Source organism: Actinoplanes sp. CA-252034, assembly GCF_050956125.1.
Lineage (GTDB): Bacteria > Actinomycetota > Actinomycetes > Mycobacteriales > Micromonosporaceae > Actinoplanes.
Map to the genome: position 1 here is coordinate 10,465,684 of NZ_CP191846.1, position 18,385 is coordinate 10,484,068.

The window sequence follows — 18,385 nt, forward strand, 5'->3', positions numbered from 1 at the left end:
GCCTGATCAGCGGGTGGAGACGAGCACCTTGTCGGCGCCCTTCTCCCGCAGTGCGGCCTCGAACATCTTCCGCCAGCTCGCCACATGCGGGTGACGACGGAGCAGGGCCCGCCGTTCCCGTTCTGTCATGCCTCCCCAGACGCCGAACTCGATACGGTTGTCCAGGGCGTCGGCGAGGCACTCGTAGCGGACCGGGCAGCTGCGGCAGATCCTCTTCGCCACGTTCTGCTCGGCGCCCTGCACGAACAACGCGTCAGGGTCGCCACTCTGACACGCCGCCATGCTGGGCCAGTCGCTGATCATCCCCACGGTAAACGTCCCCCCTTGTTTCACCCCCTGACGCCGATGCGGCCCCTGTTCCCCCGTGCTGCATCGGCGTCCGTGTCTCGCCGCACCATCATGCTCTGTAGTTGGGTGATTACGCAACGTTGTCCCTCAAATACGTATAGGCCGGTAGTTCCGGGCATACCGGCAAAGTGAGGGGGGCCGAACGGGGGTATCTTTGGTGCAGAAGCGGGAAAACGGTCCGCCGATAAGGGTGACAGGTCACACTCGTATCGGGCGGACTAGCGCTTCCGGACAGGCGGTCGCGTGCATGCTTCGCGTACCCTGCTCGAGTGACCTCCTGGTTTCGCAGACGCGATCACAACATCTTCACGAACGCCACCTCGCTAGTGGTGTGTGGCCTGCTGGCCGGCGTAGTCGTGGCCGCCGCGGCGTTCCCGGCCGCAGCGATGACCGGCTTGGCCGCGAAAGCCGGCGGCCAGACGTTCGCGGGTCTGCCCAGTGAGCTCAAGGAGTTCAGTTCTCCGCAGATCACCCGGGTCTACGCCTCCGACGGCAAGACCCAGATCGCGGTGTTCTACGACGAGTTCCGCAGCGACGTTCCGCTGAAGGACATCTCGAAGAACATGCAGGCGGCGATCCTGGCCGCGGAGGACCGCAAGTTCTACGAGCACAACGGCGTCGACCTCAAGGGCGTCGCGCGGGCGTTCGTGAGCAACAACCAGGGCGGGGCCCAGCAGGGCGCCTCGACGCTCACCATGCAGTACGTGCGGATGTCGCTGGCCTACTCGGCGACCAACCCGCAGGAGGTGATCGACGCCACCGAGGACAGCCCGAAGCGCAAGATCACCGAAATGAAGTACGCGCTGCAGATCTCGAAGCAGCTCTCCAAGGACCAGATCCTGGAGCGCTACCTCAACATCGCGCCGTTCGGAAACCAGACCTACGGCATCTTCGCCGCGAGTCACGTCTACTTCAACAAGAAGCCGAAGGACCTGACCGTCGCCGAGTCGGCCATGCTCGCCGGCATGGTGAAGGCGCCGAGCAGCTTCAACCCCACCACGCCGGCCGGCCACGAGCTGATCACCGACCGCCGTAACGTCTACATCATCCCGGCCATGCTCGAGATGGGTGCGATCACCGCCGCCGACGCCGAGAAGGCGAAGAAGGAGGCGGTCCCGACCAAGGTCAAGCAGGTCGGCCGGGGCTGCGCCTGGGTGGCGAAGAACAACTGGGGCTTCTTCTGCGACTTCTTCTACCGCTGGTGGCTCGACCAGGAGTCGTTCGGCGCGACCAGCTACGACCGGGAGCGGCGCCTCAAGAGCGGCGGCTACCGGGTGGTCACCACCCTCGACCTCAAGGGCCAGGCGGGCGCTCGCCGCGAGATCTCCGAGCGGCAGTCGGACAAGAGCCAGAACGCACTGCTGCTGGCCGGTATCGAGCCGGGCAGCGGCAAGGTCCGCCTGCTCGCGACGAACCGTAAGTTCAAGCTCGACGACCCGGACAACCCGGAGAACAAGGTCTCGTCTGACCCGGCGAAGGCCAAGGACGGCATCCGGGGTACGGCCCCGAACACGACGAACCCGCTGTTGAGCGGTGGTGGCGACATCTCCGGTTACCAGTCCGGCTCGGTGTTCAAGATCTTCCCGATCATCGCGGCCCTGGAGAGCGGCTACCCGCTCAGCTACACCATCAAGGCGGAGAAGCAGTATGTCTCCGGCTACATCGTGGGCCCCGGCCCGGCGACCTGTAACGGGCACTTCTACTGCCCGAAGAACGCCGGTGGCGGCAGTGCCGGCGTCTACACGATGTGGTCGGCCTTCGCGAAGTCGATCAATACGTACTTCATCCCGCTGCAGGAACGGGTCGGCGCCGACAAGGTGGTCGCGGTGGCCAAGCGCTTCGGCGTCCAGTTCCGCGTGCCCGACCCGGACGCGAAGTTCGCCAACGACCCCGCGTCCGCCAAGCAGTGGGGCGCCTTCTCCCTGGGCGTGTCGGCCTCCACCCCGCTGGACATGGCGAACGCGTACGCGACGCTGGCCGGCGACGGCAAGTACTGCTCGCCCACGCCGATCGAGCAGATCAGCATGCAGGACGGTCAGAAGATCGACGTCGGCAAGCCGTTCTGCAACCAGGCCACCACCAAGGACGTGGCCCGGGCCGCCCTGGACGCGGCACGCTGCCCCGTCGGTGACTCCGCCCAGCTCGGCTCCTGCAACGGCGCCACCGCACCGGACACCCGCGGCATCGTGGGTCACCCGGTCTTCGGCAAGACCGGCACCACCGACGCCTCCAAGACCGCGTCGATGATCGTCGGCACCACGAAGATCGTCGTGGCCGGCTACATGGCCAACCCGGACTGGCCGGACCACCGCGACCAGATGGAGCACGGCACCATCAACCCGACCGTCCAGTACACCGTCAAGGAGTACATGAAGGACCGGGAGAAGCAGCAGTTCAAGAAGCCGGGCAGCACCAAGATCGTGTTCGGCGAGCAGCGCTCGATCCCGAACGTGGAGTGCGACTCGGTCTCGTCGGCCACCAACCGACTCGAGGACCTGGGCTTCGCCGTCTCCCGCGGCGCCGAGGTCGACTCGGACTGCCCGAGGGGCACCGTGGCGGGCACCGACCCGTCCGGCCGGACGATCAAGAACGGCGCGGTCGTCCTGCAGATCAGTAACGGCAAGCCGACCACCCAGACGCCCACACCGGGCAACAGCGGAGGGCCGGGCGGACCGGGCGGGCCAGGGCGGCCCAACTAGCCACAGCACCGGAAACGGGCGGGAGATCAACTCTCCCGCCCGTTTTCCGTACCACCGAAGGGGTTTTTCGTCAGGCGAGCCGGCGCCGCACCTCAGCGGCGACCCGGCCGCCCTCCGCACGCCCCGCCACCGCGGCCTGAGCCGCCTTCATCGCCGGGCCCATCTGGGCCTTAGTGCTGAATCCACCGGCCGCCAGCGCCTGCGCCACGATCTCGCCGATCTCAGCGTCGGTGAGCTGCCTGGGCAGGTAGCGGTCGAGGACCTCGCCCTCGGCCGTCTCCTTGGCCGCCTGGTCGGCCCGCCCGGCGCCGGAGAAGGCGGCCGCCGCCTCCCGGCGCTTCTTCGCCTCCTTGGTCAGGACGGTCAGCACCTCGTCGTCGGACAGCTCGCGGGCCTCGTCACCGGCCACCTCGGCGGTCCGGACAGCGGACAGGGCCATCCGCAGCGTCGACGTGATCAGCTCGTCCCGGGCCTTCATGGCCGTGTGCAGGTCCTCGTTCAGGCGGTCTTTCAGCGTTCCCATGGCGGAGAAACTACCCTTGCGGGCATGCGTAAGCGCTCCCTTATTCCGGCCTTCGCCACTCTGTCCGCCGTCGGCGCCGCCACGCTGGCCTACGCCGCCCTCGTCGAGCGCAACATGTTCACCCTCCGGCGCTTCGACGTCCCGGTGCTCGAGCCGGACGCGGAGCCGCTGCGCATCCTGCACCTGTCGGACCTGCACATGATGCCCGACCAGCGTCGCAAGCAGGAGTGGGTGGCGGGGCTCGGCGGCGCCGACCCGGACCTGGTGATCGTCACCGGCGACAACATGTCCGACCCGGAGTCGGTCCCCGGCGTGCTGCGCGCCCTCGACCCGCTGCTAGGCGTGCCCGGCGCGTTCGTGTTCGGCTCCAACGACTACCGCGGGCCGGTCTGGAAGAACCCCCTGCAGTACCTGATGCCCGACCGGGAGTATGTGCAGGGCGTCGACCTGCCCACCGAGGAGCTGCGCGGCGCCCTGACCGACGCCGGATGGGCCGACCTCAACAACGCCCGGACCATCCTCAAGGCCGGCGGCCGCTCGATCGAGCTGGCCGGCGTCGACGACCCGCACGTCGACCGCGACGACTACCCGTCGGTGGCCGGCCCGATCAGCTCCGGCGCCGACCTGCACCTGGGCGTCACGCACACCCCCGCCGCCCGGGTCCTCGACGCGATGGCCGCCGACGGTTTCGACCTCCTGCTCGCCGGCCACACCCACGGCGGCCAGGTGTGCGTGCCGGGCGTGGGCGCCCTGACCACCAACTGCGACCTGCCCACCTCGATGGCGAAGGGCCTGCACCGCTGGCCCGGCTCCGACGCCTGGCTGCACGTCTCCGCGGGCCTCGGCACCCACCCCACCGCACCGATCCGCTTCGCCTGCCGTCCGGAGGCCTCCCTGCTCACCCTGATCCCGCGCTGACCTGTGGATTCGCTGTTCGGGGATACCGGTTGTGGAGGCCCCCTGGGCCTCAGCTAGTATTTACCTCGCAGCAGCGGGGTGTGGCGCAGCTTGGTAGCGCGCTTCGTTCGGGACGAAGAGGCCGTGGGTTCAAATCCCGCCACCCCGACCAGCAGTTGCACGTGAGGCCCGGCGTCGATGATGCCGGGCCTTCGTTATTGTTCCGCCCGTGACCTTCCTGATCGACGAGAGCACCCGGCAGATCCGCGACTTCGTCTGCGGGTGTTGCGACACCGCCGCGGACCGCACCTGGGCGTATGTCAATGACGAGAACGGGGCGGCGGCCGTCTACTTCGCCAGCTGCTATCACCATGACGGGGTGCACGAGGCGTGGATCGACGCGATCCTCGGGACCTGGGGTGGCGACCGTCATGATGACCACGTCACGTTCGGGTGCCGGGTCGGGCCGGTGACCGGGTCACCGGCTCCGGCGGCGACTCTCGTGGACGGTGGGGCGGCCGCGCCCGACTCGCCGATCTACGGGCACAAGCTCAGCCGCGCGGAGGGGCTGAGCCATCCACGGTTGGCCGACTTCTGGAGACTCGTCGACACGATCCTGGAGCGGGACGAGCTGGTGCGAAGGCACGTCTACGGCGCCTAGAGGGCCAGCTGCGGGCCGACGGTGCGGGGGGCCATCTGCTGGGGTACGGCGTACGGGCCGATCATCGACTCGACGACGGGTGCGATCGAGGGTCGCTCGTTGAGCTGCATGAGCCGGGTCGCGCGGGCCAGGGAGCCGGTCTCGCCGTCGCGGAAGCCCTCACGGTAGCCGCGTTCGTAGCGTTCGCCACGGCCCAGAGCACGGCCCAGCGCGAAGCACGAAGAACCGGCGAGAGCGAGCAGGAAGAGGATGGCGAAGGGCGTCACAGAACTATCCTTCCGGGGCACAAGCCGCTAATTAGGCGAAAATTACCCTAAACAGGCATACTTTGCCCTAGGGGCGAGATCAAGTACGCCTTCGGGTGACCGCCTCCGCAGAACCGCCAGGGGTGCCGTCCGGCGGCTCCGGCCAACCTGACAAGCTGAGACCTTGTGACTGACTCCATCGACCTCGCCCGCCAGGTCCGCAGTGTGAGCCGCCTCACCGGCGAGTTCACGCTCCGCTCCGGCCGCACCGCCACCGAATACTTCGACAAGTACCAGTTCGAGGCCGACCCGGTGCTGCTCGACCAGCTCGCCGAGCGCCTCGCCGTGCTCATCCCCGAGGGCACCGAGGTCCTCGCCGGCCTGGAGATGGGCGGCATCGCCGTGGTCACCGCGCTCGCCCGGCACGCGAAACTCCCGACCGCGTTCGTCCGCAAGCAGGCCAAGCAGTACGGCACGGCCCGCCTCGCCGAAGGCGCCGAAGTCGCCGGGCGCCGCGTACTGATCGTCGAGGACGTCGTCACCTCCGGCGGCCAGGTCGTTCTCTCCACCACCGACCTGCGCAAACTCGGCGCTCATGTCGACCACGCGCTCTGCGTCATCGACCGTCAGGAAGGCGGCTCCCAGGCCCTGGCCGCCGAGGGAATCACGCTGCGTGCCCTCCTCACCCGGGCCGACCTCGACGCCGCCGCCTGATCAACTACCCACCGGGCGGTCGCGCACGGCCCGGTGGGCACCTCCTCACGCCGACACCGCCCTCTCGGCAGGCGTTCACGGACCCGATGGGGCCCCTCACGCCGACGGCGCCCCTCACGGCAGACGTTCACGGACCCGATGGGCGACCGTCCGGCATTGCCACGCCTTTCTGATACGCGCCAGCCCGCCCCCGCCGAACCATCCCGCTCCCGAGCTACGGCGCGACACTTCGGCCGGTCCGGGCCGCAGCGCGCCCGCCGGGCTGATGCGGTGGTTCCGGCGAGAGCATTCTCCAGATCACGTCCGCCCCTCATCCCATGCGGGCCGCGGTCGGCGGAATCGCCTCAGCTGTGAGATCGACCTGGCGACTCGGACGGGGCACGACCGACCGTTCGCTCCTGCGGTGGGTGGGGTACTACGCCGCCTGCGGTCGGGTACCCGAGGGAGTGGTGACCGACGGCCTCGGCCCGGCGGGCGCGCTGCGGCCCGGACCACCGAGGACCCGGCGTGGTAGCTCGGGGACGGGGTGGTTCGGCGGGGGCGGGCAGGACCGTACCGGAAAAGGTGCGAAAGGGCCCCGCCACCAGGGCATCAACGGCAGGCGGAGGTCCGTCAGGGTTGCGCCCGGAGCGTCGGCGGCAGGCCGAGATGCGTCAGAAAGTCGCACCCATGGCGTCGACCGCAGGCCGCGGTCCGTCAGGGGTTGCGTTTGGCTAGTTCGGTGGCGAGCAGCTCGGCGATCTGGACCGTGTTGAGGGCCGCGCCCTTGCGCATGTTGTCGCCGGTTATGAAGAGGGACAGGGCCCTCGGGTCGTCCATGGCACGGCGGATGCGGCCGACCCAGGACGGGTCGGTGCCGACGGCGTCGATGGGCATCGGGAACTCGCCGGCCTCCGGGTCGTCGACGAGGATGACGCCGGGGGCGTTGCGCAGCACCTGGCGGGCGCCGTCGGCGGTGACCTCGGCGGCGAAGACGGCGTGCACGGCGACCGAGTGGCCGGTGACGACCGGGACGCGGACGCAGGTGGCGGAGACCTTCAGGGCCGGCAGGGCGAGGATCTTGCGGGATTCGTTGCGGAGTTTCATCTCCTCGGAGGACCAGCCGTTGTCGGCCTGATCGCCGGACCAGGGCACCACGTTGAGCGCCAGCGGGGCCGGGAAGGGGCCGAGGTCGTCGCCGATGGCTTGGCGCACGTTGCCGGGGCGGGAGCCGAGCAGGCGGTCACCGGCGACCTTGGTGAGCTGGTCGTGCAGGGTGTCGACGCCGATCTGGCCGGCGCCGGACGCGGACTGGTAGGAGGCCAGGACCAGTTCGCGCAGGCCGTACTCGTAGTGCAGCGGCGCCACCGCGATGATCATGGCGGCGACCGTGCAGTTGGCGCTCGACACGATGCCCGCCGGGCGGTATGCGGCGTCCTCGCGGTTGACCTCGGGCACCACCAGGGGCACGTCGGGGCGCATGCGGAAGGCCGACGAGTTGTCGACGACGACGGCGCCGCGGGCGACCGCGACCGGCGCCCACTGCTCGGACACCGCGTCGGGCACGTCGAACATCGCCACGTCGACGCCGTCGAAGGCCTCGGCGGTCAGCTCGCGGACCTCCAGGCGCTCGCCACGGCAGGTCAACGACTTGCCGGCGGACCGGGCCGAGGCGAGCAGGCGGATCTCGCCCCAGACGTTGCGCCGGGACGAGAGCAATTCGAGCATGACGGTACCGACGGAGCCGGTGGCTCCGACGACGGCGAGCGTGGGCTGCGCCATCGTCCGGGTTACCGGCCTGTGCCGCCGTAGACGACGGCTTCCTCGTTACTGCCGAGCTCGAACGCGGCGTGCACGGCGCGCACGGCGGTGTCGAGGTCGGTGTCACGGCAGACGACGGAGACGCGGATCTCCGAGGTGGAGATCATCTCGATGTTGACGCCGGCGGCGCCGATGGTGGCGAAGAACTCGGCCGCGACTCCGGGGTGCGAGCGCATGCCCGCGCCGACCAGGGAGACCTTGCCGATGTGGTCGTCGAAGAGCAGGCTCTTGAACTTGACGTCGCCCTTGATCTTGTCGAGCGCGTTCATCGCGGTCTGACCGTCGGCCTTCGGCAGGGTGAACGAGATGTCGGTCCGCCCGGTGCCCTCGGTCGACACGTTCTGCACGATCATGTCGATGTTGATCTCGGCCTTGGCGACCGTCTCGAAGATGCGGCCCGCGGCGCCGGGCTCGTCGGGCACACCGACGATCGTGATCTTGGCATCGCTGCGCTCGTGCGCGACCCCGGTGATCAGTGCGTTCTCCACGTCAGGGTCCTCCATCGAGCCGGTGACTAGCGTGCCTTCTTTATTCGAGTACGACGAGCGTACGTGGATCGGCACGTTGAACCGCCGGGCGTATTCCACGCATCGCAACATCAGCACCTTCGCCCCGCCGGCGGCGAGGTCGAGCATCTCCTCATACGTGATCTTCTTGATGTGCTTGGCGTCCGGCACGATCCGCGGGTCCGCGGTGAAGACGCCGTCCACATCGGTGTAGATCTCGCAGACGTCGGCGTGCAAGGCCGCGGCCAGGGCGACCGCCGTGGTGTCCGAGCCGCCGCGGCCGAGGGTCGTGATGTCCTTGGTGTCCTGTGACACACCCTGGAAGCCGGCGACGATGGCGATGGCGCCCTCGTCCAGCGCGGTCCGCAGGCGGCCGGGGGTGACGTCGATGATCCGGGCCTTGCCATGCACCGACGTGGTGAGCACGCCGGCCTGGGAACCCGTGTACGACCGCGCCTCATACCCCAGGTTGTGGATCGCCATGGCCAGCAGCGCCATCGAGATCCGCTCGCCTGCGGTGAGCAGCATGTCGAGCTCGCGGCCGGGTGGCAGCGGGCTCACCTGGTTGGCCAGATCGAGCAGCTCATCGGTGGTGTCGCCCATCGCGGAGACGACGACGACCACGTCGTCGCCGGCCTTGCGGGCGGCGACGATGCGCTCGGCCACCCGCTTGATGCGCTCAGCGTTCGCTACCGACGAACCACCGTACTTCTGCACCACTAGAGCCACGGCGAAACCATTCCTTCGGCGATACGGAACAACGACGCCGGTCAGGGCAGTCGCCACCACACTAGCCGCGGGACGGCACGGCCTCGACAGGCGATCCCAGATTCCGGGTGACGTCACGCGCGACACGCCGGTGACTCACAGGCTGCCGTGTCACGGACGGCGCGTCGTGTCAGGCGAGAATGTCGCGATGCGCCCTTCCGCCGTGATGCCCGTCGCGCTGCTGACAGCCGGACTGGCCGGCTGTGGTGTCAGCGATGCCAAGCCGGAGCCCGCTCCCGGCTCGCCCTCCGTCTCGGCGTCCGTCGCCGCGGTGCCGGAGTCCCGCAACGAGTTCGCCGGACTGGCCGCGCTCGCGCTGGACCGGCGGTACGCGGCGCTCTACACCCTGGAGTCCGGCGGCTCGAGCCGGGAGATCGTGGCCGCGGTCGCCGACGACGGCACCTGGCGGGTGGACATCCCGGCCGGAGCGCTCGGCGGCACCGCGGGGGTCACGATCATCAAGGTGCCGGCCGGCGTCTACCAGTGCAGCCTCTCCACGCCGACCGCGCCGGTCAGCCCGACGTGCGTCCGGGTCGCCGAGCGCGGCGACCGGGTTCCCCGGCGGTACGACCCACGCGTCCAGCGCCTGTTCCGGCAGTGGCTGCCGGTCTTCACCGACCGCAAGGCCCCGCTGGCGGTGTCGGCGGTGCAGCCGCTGGCGGGGGTGAAGGGCAAGTGCTACGCGGTCGACTCGGTGACCGCCGCCACGGACCAGCCGGTCGACGTCGGCATCTACTGCTATTCCGCCGACGGCCTGCTGACCGGCGCGCGGGTCGACTTCGGCCTGCTCAAGCTGGTCCGTCAGGTGGCCGGGCCGAAGTCGTTGCAGCTGCCCGGCCCGGAGGTCGCCGGCGAGCCGATGGGCCTGGCCGCGCCACCCGCCGTGCCGCAGCCGAGCCTCGTCGCCCCGTCCTGATCATCGGCAGGGCCGGCTTCCCACGATCCGGGCGTTCGGTTAGCCGATGCCATTTCGATGACGTAACGTGGCTGGCGACATGTGGCAGGTGACCCTTCTCCTTCGCTGCCGCGACGAGGCCCCATCCCAGGCCGGCACCTCGTCGCGGAGGTGACGCGCGCCGCCTGCTCGTCTTTCTCTTGACTGGAGCAGTCCCACATGTCCGTTTTTGATACTCAGCGTCCGAGCGCCATGCCGTTCCAGCGCTACGAGTCGTACCAAAAACAGTTCGCCGTCGATCTGCCCGACCGGCAGTGGCCCACCCGGGTGACCGAGAAGGCGCCCCGCTGGTGCGCGGTCGACCTGCGTGACGGCAACCAGGCCCTGATCGACCCGATGTCCCCCGAGCGCAAGCGGCGCATGTTCATGCTGCTGGTGAAGATGGGCTACAAGGAGATCGAGGTCGGGTTCCCGGCGGCCAGCCAGACCGACTTCGACTTCGTCCGGCAGCTGATCGAGCAGGACCTGATCCCGGACGACGTCACCATCCAGGTGCTGGTGCAGTGCCGGGAGCACCTGATCGACCGCACGTTCGAGTCGATCCGCGGCGCCAAGCGCGCCATCGTGCACTTCTACAACTCGACTTCGGCGCTGCAGCGGCGGGTGGTGTTCGGCCTGGACAAGGACGGCATCACCGACATCGCGACGACCGGCGCGCGGCTCTGCCAGAAGTATGCGGAGATCCACACCCCGGACACCGAGATCTTCTACGAGTACTCGCCCGAGTCGTACACCGGCACCGAGCTGGAGTATGCGCTGGAGATCTGCTCGGCCGTCATCGACGTGATCGACCCGACCCCGGACCGGCCGCTGATCATCAACCTGCCGGCGACGGTCGAGATGGCCACGCCGAACGTGTACGCCGACTCGATCGAGTGGATGCACCGCAACCTGCCGCGGCGGGACAGTGTCGTCCTGAGCCTGCACCCGCACAACGACCGGGGCACCGGCGTGGCGGCCGCCGAGCTGGGCCTGCTGGCCGGCGCCGACCGGATCGAGGGGTGCCTGTTCGGCAACGGCGAGCGCACCGGCAACGTGGACCTGGTGACGCTGGGGCTGAACCTGTTCTCCCAGGGCATCGACCCGCAGGTGGACTTCTCGAGCATCGACGAGGTCAAGCGGACCGTCGAGTACTGCAATCAGCTGCCGGTGCACGAGCGTCACCCGTACGCGGGCGACCTGGTCTACACGGCGTTCTCCGGCTCCCACCAGGACGCGATCAAGAAGGGCTTCGTGGCGCTGCAGGCCGACGCCGACGCCGCGGGCACCGAGATCGACGCCTTCACCTGGGGCGTTCCGTACCTGCCGATCGACCCGAAGGACGTGGGGCGCACCTACGAGGCCGTCATCCGGGTCAACTCGCAGTCCGGTAAGGGCGGCGTGGCGTACATCATGAAGGAAGAGCACAAGCTGGACCTGCCGCGGCGGCTGCAGATCGAGTTCTCCGGGGTGGTGCAGCAGCACACCGACTCCGACGGCGGCGAGGTCTCCCCGCAGCAGATGTGGGACCACTTCGCCTCCGAGTACCTGGTCGAGCACCAGGCGATCACCGCGTTCAAGCTGGAGAGCTACAGCACCGCCACGGTCGACGGCAAGGTGGAGATCGACGCGCAGGTGTTCCACCGCGGTGTGCGGCGCCCGCTGGTCGGCGTCGGCAACGGCCCGATCGACGCGTTCGTGCAGGCCATCGCGCCACTGGGGATCACCGCCCGGGTGCTGGACTACAACGAGCACGCGCTGACCTCCGGAGGCGACGCCCAGGCGGCCGCCTATGTGGAGGTCGAGGTCGGTGACTTCACCGTCTGGGGGGTCGGTATCGACGCCAACATCGTCAGCGCGTCCATCAAAGCGGTGACGAGCGCGATCAACCGCGCCCGCTGATTGGCGCACTGCAAGATCCGGTACGAGACTGAGTTACGTGGCCCCACGTAACTCAGTTCTCGCGCTGTTCATGACTCTCGTCGTCGCCTCCGGATGTGAGGTGACCTCAGCCGGTGACCCCGGCGGTCCCGCGGGACCCGCCGGTCCGCCGAGCTCCGGAGGCGGCGGCACGGAAGCCCTCGACACCCTGACCATCGCCGAGGCCCGCTCGATGAAGGGCTACAGCCGGGAGAAGTTCCCGCACTGGCGCGACGCCGGGGACAACTGCGACGTCCGTGACACCGTGCTCAAGCGGGACGGTGACAAGGTCAAGTTCTCCGGCTGCAACGTCGTCGCCGGCAGCTGGGACAGCTGGTATGACGGCAAGAAGCTGGACACGCCCACCCAGGTCGACATCGATCACATGGTCCCGCTGGCCAACGCCTGGCGTTCCGGCGCCGACGGGTGGACCAACGACAAGCGCGGCGACTTCGCCAACGACCTGGACCGGCCCCAGCTGTTCGCCGTCTCCGCGTCGTCGAACCGGTCGAAGGGCGACCAGGATCCGTCCACCTGGAAGCCACCGGCGAGGGACGCCTGGTGCACGTACGCCAAGGATTGGATTGAGGTGAAGAGCTACTGGAAACTGACGGTCACGCAGAAGGAGAAGGAAGCTCTCACCGACATGCTGGGGACCTGCTGATGAGCAAGACCACCGACATAGTGCCGGGACCGGGCGGCGTGATGACCGACGAGGCCGGCGTCGTCACCGGCGATCTGACGCTGCGCACCGAGTTGTCCGAGGCGGGCGAGGCGGTGCTGTCCGTGCAGTACAAGGACGCCGAGGAGTGGTATGCGGTGACCGGCGGCCGGGCGAAGCTGACCGACCCCGCCGACCTGGACGCCGTCCACACCATCGCCGTCGGCCTGCTTCACCGCCCGGAAGGCTGATCGATCCACGTCGAAACGCGAGGGACGTGGTGGCCGACCGCGAGCGCTGACGGTCCCGGCCCTGGACCGGTGTCGATATGGTCGGGCGGGTGCGACTCTCCCGCCTGGCCGTGACCCTGGTCGTGGCCCTGCCGCTGGTCACCGTGACCTCCTCGGCCGAAGCCTCTCCGGAGCCCGTGCCGATCACCCTGGCCGGCGTCCTTCCGGCGGTGGCCGCGGCGGAGGCGGATCCGGGCAACGACTTCCGGATCACGGCGGACACCGCGATCGTCGGTGAGGACGACGTCGCCGGGCGGCTCGCCGCGATTCTCCGGCCGGCGACCGGTTTCGCCCTACCGGTCGGCACGCGGCCGGTGGAGAACGCGATCACGCTGCGGCTGGAGCCCGGCCACGATGACGAGGGATACCGGCTGACGGTCCGCCGGGACGGCGTCGAGCTGCGGGCGAGTGAGCCGGCCGGGCTGTTCAACGGGGTGCAGACGCTACGGCAGCTACTGCCGGCGGCGATCGAGGCGGACAGCCCACGTCGAGCGAAGTGGATCATCCCGGGCGGGACCATCGACGACCGGCCGCGGTACGCCTACCGCGGCACGATGCTCGACCTGGCCCGGCACTTCCACACGCCGGACGAGATCCGCACCCACATCGACCGGATCAGCCGCTTCAAGATCAATCACCTGCACCTGCACCTCAGCGACGACCAGGGCTGGCGCATCCGGATCGACGCGTGGCCCCGGTTGACCGAGGTCGGCGGGGCGTCCGGGACCGGGGTGGGCGGCGACGGCGGCGGGTTCCTCACCAAGGACGACTACCGCGGCCTGGTCCGGTACGCGGCCGAGCGGTTCGTCACGATCATCCCCGAGATCGACATGCCCGGCCACGTGAACGCCGCCCAGACCGCCTATCCCGAGCTGACCTGCGACGGGGTGGCGCCACGGCCGCGTACCGACATGCGCGTCGGCTACAGCACCCTCTGCGTACGGGAGGAGAGCACCTACCGGTTCGTCGAGGACGTCATCCGGGAGCTGGCCGAGATGACCCCGGCCCGTACCTGCACATCGGCGGGGACGAGACGTTCGCCACCCCGCACGGGAGCTATCTGGCCTTCCAGCGTCGTGTCCTCCCGCTGGTCCGCAAGTACGGCAAGATCCCGTACGGCTGGCACGAGATCGGCCAGTCCCCCGCCTCCTCGGGCGCGGTGCTGCAGTTCTGGGGCCGGGAACGCAATCACCCGGCAGTCGCCACCGCGGTGGCCGCCGGCGCGAAAGTGATCATGTCCCCCGCGAACCGGGCCTACCTCGACATGGAGTACGACCTGCTCACGCCCGGTGGCCTCGACTGGGCCGGGGCGATCGAGGTGAGCACCGCCTACGACTGGGATCCGGCGACGCTGCTCCCCGGCATCCCCCAGGCGAGCATCCTCGGCGTCGAGGCGCCCCTGTGGTCGGAGACGTTGCGCACCTCAGCGGACATCGAGTTCATGGCCTTCCCCCGCCTGGTCGCGATCGCCGAGCTCGGCTGGTCACCCCGCGCCACCCACGACTGGGAATCGTTCCGCGCCCGCTTGGGGGCCTACGGCCCGCGATGGGTCCGCGACGGCGTCCGATTCCACCGATCTCCGGAGATCCGGTGGTCTTGAGACCCCTTGTGGGGTACGCCGTCGACCGCCCCGGGAACCACTCCTCCCCACCTACGACGCGACGCCGGCGACGGAGCACGGCCGAGAAGCGACCGCCGGGCTGAAGCCGCCGGTCACCGGATACCGCGCCCACTGGACGAAACGGTCCCGTTGCGACGAAGATCTATGATCATCGGTATCACTTCCGGGGGACTCCACTGTGGCTCGTACGTCTCAGATGATCAGCGCGGGTGCCGCCACGCTGATCGCATCACTCGCCTTCGGTGTTCCCGCCGAGGCTGCGGCAACGGGTGTGGCGTCCGTCCTGGATGCGACGCGGATCAAGTTCACCGCCGCCTCCGGTCAGGTCAACCGGGTCGTCGTGACCCGCTCCGGCAGGACCGTCACCATCGACGACCGGGTCGCGGTCAAGGCCGGCAAGGGCTGCAAGGCGGTCAAGGGCGACAAGACCAAGGTCCGCTGCAGTACGGCGAAGACACCCACCCGGGTGCTGGTCAGCCTGGGCGTCAAGAACGACTCGGTGACGAACCGGACCGACCTGGCCCTGACCGCGAGCGGCGGCGACGGCAACGACACCCTGATCGGCGGTCCCCGGGCCGACCGGCTGACCGGTGGTCTCGGCGCCGACCTGCTCTACGGCCGGGCCGGCGCCGACACGCTGGACGGCGATGACGGGTCGGACCGGATCTGGGGCGAGGCCGGCAATGACGATCTGAAGGGCGGCTGGGGCAACGACGCACTGGCCGGCGGCGACGGCGCCGATGATCTCGTGGGTGGTGTCGGCAACGACCGTGAGTACGGCGGCGCCGGTGACGACTACTTCTACCAGGAGTGGGACCGCGACCCGGCCGACTATACGGTGTCCATCTCGGACCGGGACCTGATCTCCGGCGGTCCCGGCACCGACCTCGCCGACTACAACAGCCGCCGGAAGCCGATCACCGCGGACTCCGACGGTGTCCAGGGCGACGACGGGGCCCCGGGCGAGCGGGACACCCTGACCGGCATCGACGGGATCTGGGGCGGCTTCGGAAACGACCGCCTCTACGGCACCGCCGGTCCTGACGACCTGCAGGGGGGCTACGGCAACGACACCCTTCTCGGTCTCGGCGGCGACGACCAGCTCGTCGATGTGGTGGGCGCCAACCGGCTCGAGGGCGGTGCGGGCAACGACCGGCTGCACGGCGGCCCGGGCTCGGACGTCCTGCTGGGTGGCCCTGGCCTCGACTACGTCTCCTACCAGGACCGGACCAGGCCGGTGACCGTGGATCTAGACGGTGCCCGGAGCGACGACGGGCAGACCGGCGAGTGGGACACCGTCGGAGCCGACGTGGAGGCCGTCAGCGGTGGCAACGGCAACGACGTGCTCACCGGCAACGCCGCGGCCAACGGGCTGCTGGGTGGACCCGGCAACGACGTGCTCCGCGGTGGTGGCGGTGATGACGGTCTCGACGGCTCCACCGGCAGCGACCGCCTCTTCGGCGAGGCCGGCGACGACTACCTGCACGCTTCCAACACCGACGGCGGCAGTGATCTCCTCGACGGCGGCGCCAACGGGACCAACGCGGGTGACAACTGCATCGGTGACACCTGGCCGACTCCGGCCGACAACTTCGTGAGCTGCGAGTACGCGAACCCGTTCGACCACCCGCTGCTCAGGTACTGACGGGATCGGGCAGCCCTCCGGCCGGAGGGCTGCCCGATCGGTGAATCGTCAGACCACCGGACCGCCGGGCGTCTCCAAGGCGGTCTCCAGGGCGCCGTGGGCGTCCCTCGCTCCGGCGCCGTCCGCGACGACCTCGGCCTTCACCGCGTGCTGCCGGATCTCGCCGGACTCGATCTGCTCGGCCCAGTGGCAGGCCACCCGGTGCGTGCCGGTCCCGATGATCCGCAGACCGGGCCGCTCGTCACGGCACTTCGTCGGCTGCGCCCACGGGCACCGCGTGTGGAAACGGCAGCCGGTCGGCGGGTTCGCCGGCGACGGCAGGTCACCGGCGAGCAGGATGCGCTCGCGCCGGTCCTCGACCTCGGGGTCGGGCACCGGGACCGCCGACATCAGCGCCCGCGTGTACGGGTGCAGCGGCTGCCGGTACAGATCGTCGCTCGACGCCTCCTCGACCAGCGCGCCCAGGTACATGACGCCGACCGTGTCGGAGATGTGCCGGACCACCGCCAGGTCGTGGGCGATCACCAGGTAGGTGAGGCCCAGTTCCTTCTGCAGATCCTCCAGCAGGTTGATCACCTGCGCCTGGATCGAGACGTCCAGCGCGGAGACCGGCTCGTCGGCGACGATCAGGTCCGGGTTGAGCACCACGGCCCGGGCGATGCCGATGCGCTGCCGCTGACCGCCGGAGAACTCGTGCGGGTAGCGGGACAGCGCCCACTGTGGCAGACCGACCGCGTCCAGCGACTTCGCGATGATCTTCCGTCGCTCGGACCGATCACCACCGAGGCCGTGCGCCTGCAGGCCCTCGGTCAGGATCGACTCGACGTTCTGCCGGGGATCCAGGCTCGACATCGGGTCCTGGAAGATCATCTGCATGCGGCGGCGCATCGACCGGAGCTGCTTGGGAGGCAGCGTGGTCAACTCGGTGCCGTCGAAGTTCACCCGGCCCCCGGTCGGCGGCGTGAGCTGCAACAACGCCCGGCCCAGCGTCGACTTGCCGCAGCCGGACTCGCCTACCAGCCCGTACGTCTCACCCTTGTTGATCCGCAGGTCGACACCGTCGACCGCCTTGACGTGCCCGACCACCCGGTCCAGGAAGACACCGCGCTTGATCGGGAAATGCACTTTGAGGTCGTCGACCTCGACCAGCGTTTCGGTCATGACGGCACCTCCACGGTCCGCGGTTCGGGGTTGACACAGCGGTACGCGTGCCGGTGCATGCCCTCGACCAGCGCCGGAGGCTCCCCGACACAGGCCTCGACACGGCGGTCGCACCGCGGGGCGAAGGCGCACCCGTCCGGCCACGGCAGGACGTCACGCACAGACCCGCGGATCGCCTGGAGCCGCTCACCCTTGCCGGTGTCGAGGCGGGGCACCGAACCGAGCAGGCCCGTGGTGTACGGGTGCCGCGGCTCGGCGAACAGCGGCTTGCGCCGGGCCGACTCGACGACGCGGCCGGCGTAGAGCACGTTGACCGTGTCGCACATGCCGGCCACCACACCCAGGTCGTGGGTGATCATGACGAGCGCGGTCCCGGAGTCGCGGACCAGGTCGCGCAGCAGCTCCAGGATCTGCGCCTGGATGGTCACGTCGAGCGCCGTGGTCGGCTCGTCGGCGATCAGCAGCTTCGGCGCACAGGCGACCGCCATGGCGATCAGCGCCCGCTGCCGCATACCACCGGAGAGCTGGTGCGGGTATTCCTTGAGGCGCCGCGCCGGGTCCGGGATGCCGACCCGGTTCAGCAGGTCGATGGCCTCCGCGGTGGCCTTGGTGCCGGTCAGGCCGCGATGCCTGGTCAGGACCTCGGTCACCTGGACACCGATCGGGATGACCGGGTTCAGCGAGGACAGCGGATCCTGGAAGATCATCGCGACGTCCCGGCCACGGATGTCGCGCATCGTCCGCTCGTCGGTCTTGAGCAGGTCGGTGTCGCCGAACATCGCGGAACCGCCGATGGTCACGCCACGCTGCTTCGGCAGCAGCCCCATCAGGGCCAGCGACGTGACGCTCTTGCCGCAGCCGGACTCGCCGACCAGGCCGACGACCTCACCGGCCTCGACCGAGAACGACACCCCGTCGACCGCCCGTACGGTGCGCTGACCGCGTCGCGCGAAGGTGACGGACAGGTCCTTTACATCGAGCAGTGGCATCGC

General features: G+C 69.4%; 16 protein-coding genes, 1 tRNA gene and 2 pseudogenes. 12 read left to right on the forward strand and 7 right to left on the reverse strand.

Translation table 11 applies throughout. The features are described from left to right. Positions 1-6: 6 nt before the first annotated feature. On the reverse strand, positions 7-309 hold the full coding sequence (locus ACQPZW_RS47410; RefSeq protein WP_041832981.1) for a WhiB family transcriptional regulator: 303 nt from the start codon (positions 307-309) through the stop codon (positions 7-9). Between the two features lie 308 nt (positions 310-617). Between ACQPZW_RS47410 and ACQPZW_RS47415 the strand changes: the two genes are divergently transcribed. Next, complete coding sequence (locus ACQPZW_RS47415; RefSeq protein ID WP_433792525.1) at positions 618-3,047, forward strand: transglycosylase domain-containing protein; 2,430 nt, start codon at positions 618-620, stop codon at positions 3,045-3,047. Between the two features lie 70 nt (positions 3,048-3,117). Here ACQPZW_RS47415 and ACQPZW_RS47420 read toward each other — a convergent pair whose 3' ends face one another. Continuing rightward, on the reverse strand, positions 3,118-3,570 hold the full coding sequence (locus ACQPZW_RS47420) for a GatB/YqeY domain-containing protein (protein ID WP_433792526.1): 453 nt from the start codon (positions 3,568-3,570) through the stop codon (positions 3,118-3,120). Between the two features lie 24 nt (positions 3,571-3,594). On the opposite strand from ACQPZW_RS47420, the gene ACQPZW_RS47425 reads away from it, so the two are divergent. The 3 genes from ACQPZW_RS47425 (at position 3,595) to ACQPZW_RS47435 (ending at position 5,128) form a co-directional block, all read left to right on the forward strand. Continuing rightward, positions 3,595-4,488 carry a metallophosphoesterase gene (locus ACQPZW_RS47425; RefSeq protein ID WP_433792527.1) on the forward strand — a complete coding sequence of 298 codons (894 nt, stop codon included), beginning with the start codon at positions 3,595-3,597 and terminating at the stop codon, positions 4,486-4,488. Between the two features lie 74 nt (positions 4,489-4,562). Beyond that, positions 4,563-4,639 (forward strand) — tRNA-Pro (locus tag ACQPZW_RS47430). Between the two features lie 57 nt (positions 4,640-4,696). Further along, positions 4,697-5,128, forward strand: a complete 432-nt coding sequence (locus ACQPZW_RS47435; RefSeq protein WP_433792528.1) for a hypothetical protein — start codon at positions 4,697-4,699, stop codon at positions 5,126-5,128. On the opposite strand, the gene ACQPZW_RS47440 is transcribed toward ACQPZW_RS47435, so the two are convergent. Continuing rightward, positions 5,125-5,394 carry a hypothetical protein gene (locus ACQPZW_RS47440; protein WP_317789707.1) on the reverse strand — a complete coding sequence of 90 codons (270 nt, stop codon included), beginning with the start codon at positions 5,392-5,394 and terminating at the stop codon, positions 5,125-5,127. The genes ACQPZW_RS47435 and ACQPZW_RS47440 overlap by 4 nt on opposite strands. Positions 5,395-5,559: 165 nt before the next feature. Between ACQPZW_RS47440 and pyrE the strand changes: the two genes are divergently transcribed. Continuing rightward, the gene (gene pyrE, locus ACQPZW_RS47445; RefSeq protein WP_433792529.1) at positions 5,560-6,087 is read left to right on the forward strand and encodes an orotate phosphoribosyltransferase; all 528 of its coding nucleotides are present in this window, start codon (positions 5,560-5,562) and stop codon (positions 6,085-6,087) included. Between the two features lie 696 nt (positions 6,088-6,783). On the opposite strand, the gene ACQPZW_RS47450 is transcribed toward pyrE, so the two are convergent. Next, positions 6,784-7,848, reverse strand: coding sequence for an aspartate-semialdehyde dehydrogenase (locus ACQPZW_RS47450; RefSeq protein ID WP_433792530.1), 1,065 nt, complete (start codon positions 7,846-7,848; stop codon positions 6,784-6,786). A gap of 8 nt (positions 7,849-7,856) precedes the next feature. Beyond that, on the reverse strand, positions 7,857-9,122 hold the full coding sequence (locus ACQPZW_RS47455) for an aspartate kinase (protein WP_093619389.1): 1,266 nt from the start codon (positions 9,120-9,122) through the stop codon (positions 7,857-7,859). Between the two features lie 187 nt (positions 9,123-9,309). Between ACQPZW_RS47455 and ACQPZW_RS47460 the strand changes: the two genes are divergently transcribed. The 7 genes and pseudogenes from ACQPZW_RS47460 to ACQPZW_RS47490 all read left to right on the forward strand — a co-directional run bounded on the left by ACQPZW_RS47460 (position 9,310) and on the right by ACQPZW_RS47490 (position 16,232). Next, positions 9,310-10,077 (forward strand): hypothetical protein, encoded by a 768-nt coding sequence (locus ACQPZW_RS47460; protein WP_433792531.1) that lies wholly within the window; start codon positions 9,310-9,312, stop codon positions 10,075-10,077. A 198-nt stretch (positions 10,078-10,275) separates the two neighbouring features. Further along, the gene (gene leuA / locus ACQPZW_RS47465; RefSeq protein WP_433792532.1) at positions 10,276-11,997 is read left to right on the forward strand and encodes a 2-isopropylmalate synthase; all 1,722 of its coding nucleotides are present in this window, start codon (positions 10,276-10,278) and stop codon (positions 11,995-11,997) included. A gap of 70 nt (positions 11,998-12,067) precedes the next feature. Continuing rightward, on the forward strand, positions 12,068-12,679 hold the full coding sequence (locus ACQPZW_RS47470; protein ID WP_433797861.1) for an HNH endonuclease family protein: 612 nt from the start codon (positions 12,068-12,070) through the stop codon (positions 12,677-12,679). A 5-nt stretch (positions 12,680-12,684) separates the two neighbouring features. Further along, positions 12,685-12,927: pseudogene (locus ACQPZW_RS47475) on the forward strand (hypothetical protein); the annotation flags it as partial. Positions 12,928-13,004: 77 nt separating this feature from the next. Next, positions 13,005-13,919: pseudogene (locus tag ACQPZW_RS47480) on the forward strand (family 20 glycosylhydrolase); the annotation flags it as partial. A 155-nt stretch (positions 13,920-14,074) separates the two neighbouring features. Then, positions 14,075-14,566 (forward strand): family 20 glycosylhydrolase, encoded by a 492-nt coding sequence (locus tag ACQPZW_RS47485; RefSeq protein ID WP_433797862.1) that lies wholly within the window; start codon positions 14,075-14,077, stop codon positions 14,564-14,566. Positions 14,567-14,765: 199 nt separating this feature from the next. After that, the gene (locus ACQPZW_RS47490) at positions 14,766-16,232 is read left to right on the forward strand and encodes a calcium-binding protein (protein WP_433792533.1); all 1,467 of its coding nucleotides are present in this window, start codon (positions 14,766-14,768) and stop codon (positions 16,230-16,232) included. A 48-nt stretch (positions 16,233-16,280) separates the two neighbouring features. Here the strand turns inward: ACQPZW_RS47490 and ACQPZW_RS47495 are convergent, their stop codons facing one another. Further along, positions 16,281-17,393 carry an ABC transporter ATP-binding protein gene (locus ACQPZW_RS47495; protein WP_433792534.1) on the reverse strand — a complete coding sequence of 371 codons (1,113 nt, stop codon included), beginning with the start codon at positions 17,391-17,393 and terminating at the stop codon, positions 16,281-16,283. Beyond that, complete coding sequence (locus ACQPZW_RS47500) at positions 17,390-18,382, reverse strand: ABC transporter ATP-binding protein (protein ID WP_433792535.1); 993 nt, start codon at positions 18,380-18,382, stop codon at positions 17,390-17,392. The genes ACQPZW_RS47495 and ACQPZW_RS47500 overlap by 4 nt, the downstream gene beginning before the upstream one ends. Positions 18,383-18,385 lie beyond the last annotated feature (3 nt).

What these genes read in the sequence shown, in the direction of transcription:
- ACQPZW_RS47500 (WP_433792535.1), bottom strand. Translation starts at nt 18,382, where the DNA reads ATGCCACTGCTCGATGTAAAGGACCTGTCCGTCACCTTCGCGCGACGC.
- ACQPZW_RS47450 (WP_433792530.1), bottom strand. Translation starts at nt 7,848, where the DNA reads ATGGCGCAGCCCACGCTCGCCGTCGTCGGAGCCACCGGCTCCGTCGGT.
- ACQPZW_RS47425 (WP_433792527.1), top strand. Translation starts at nt 3,595, where the DNA reads ATGCGTAAGCGCTCCCTTATTCCGGCCTTCGCCACTCTGTCCGCCGTC.
- ACQPZW_RS47470 (WP_433797861.1), top strand. Translation starts at nt 12,068, where the DNA reads ATGACTCTCGTCGTCGCCTCCGGATGTGAGGTGACCTCAGCCGGTGAC.
- ACQPZW_RS47420 (WP_433792526.1), bottom strand. Translation starts at nt 3,570, where the DNA reads ATGGGAACGCTGAAAGACCGCCTGAACGAGGACCTGCACACGGCCATG.
- ACQPZW_RS47495 (WP_433792534.1), bottom strand. Translation starts at nt 17,393, where the DNA reads ATGACCGAAACGCTGGTCGAGGTCGACGACCTCAAAGTGCATTTCCCG.
- leuA (WP_433792532.1), top strand. Translation starts at nt 10,276, where the DNA reads ATGTCCGTTTTTGATACTCAGCGTCCGAGCGCCATGCCGTTCCAGCGC.
- ACQPZW_RS47460 (WP_433792531.1), top strand. Translation starts at nt 9,310, where the DNA reads ATGCGCCCTTCCGCCGTGATGCCCGTCGCGCTGCTGACAGCCGGACTG.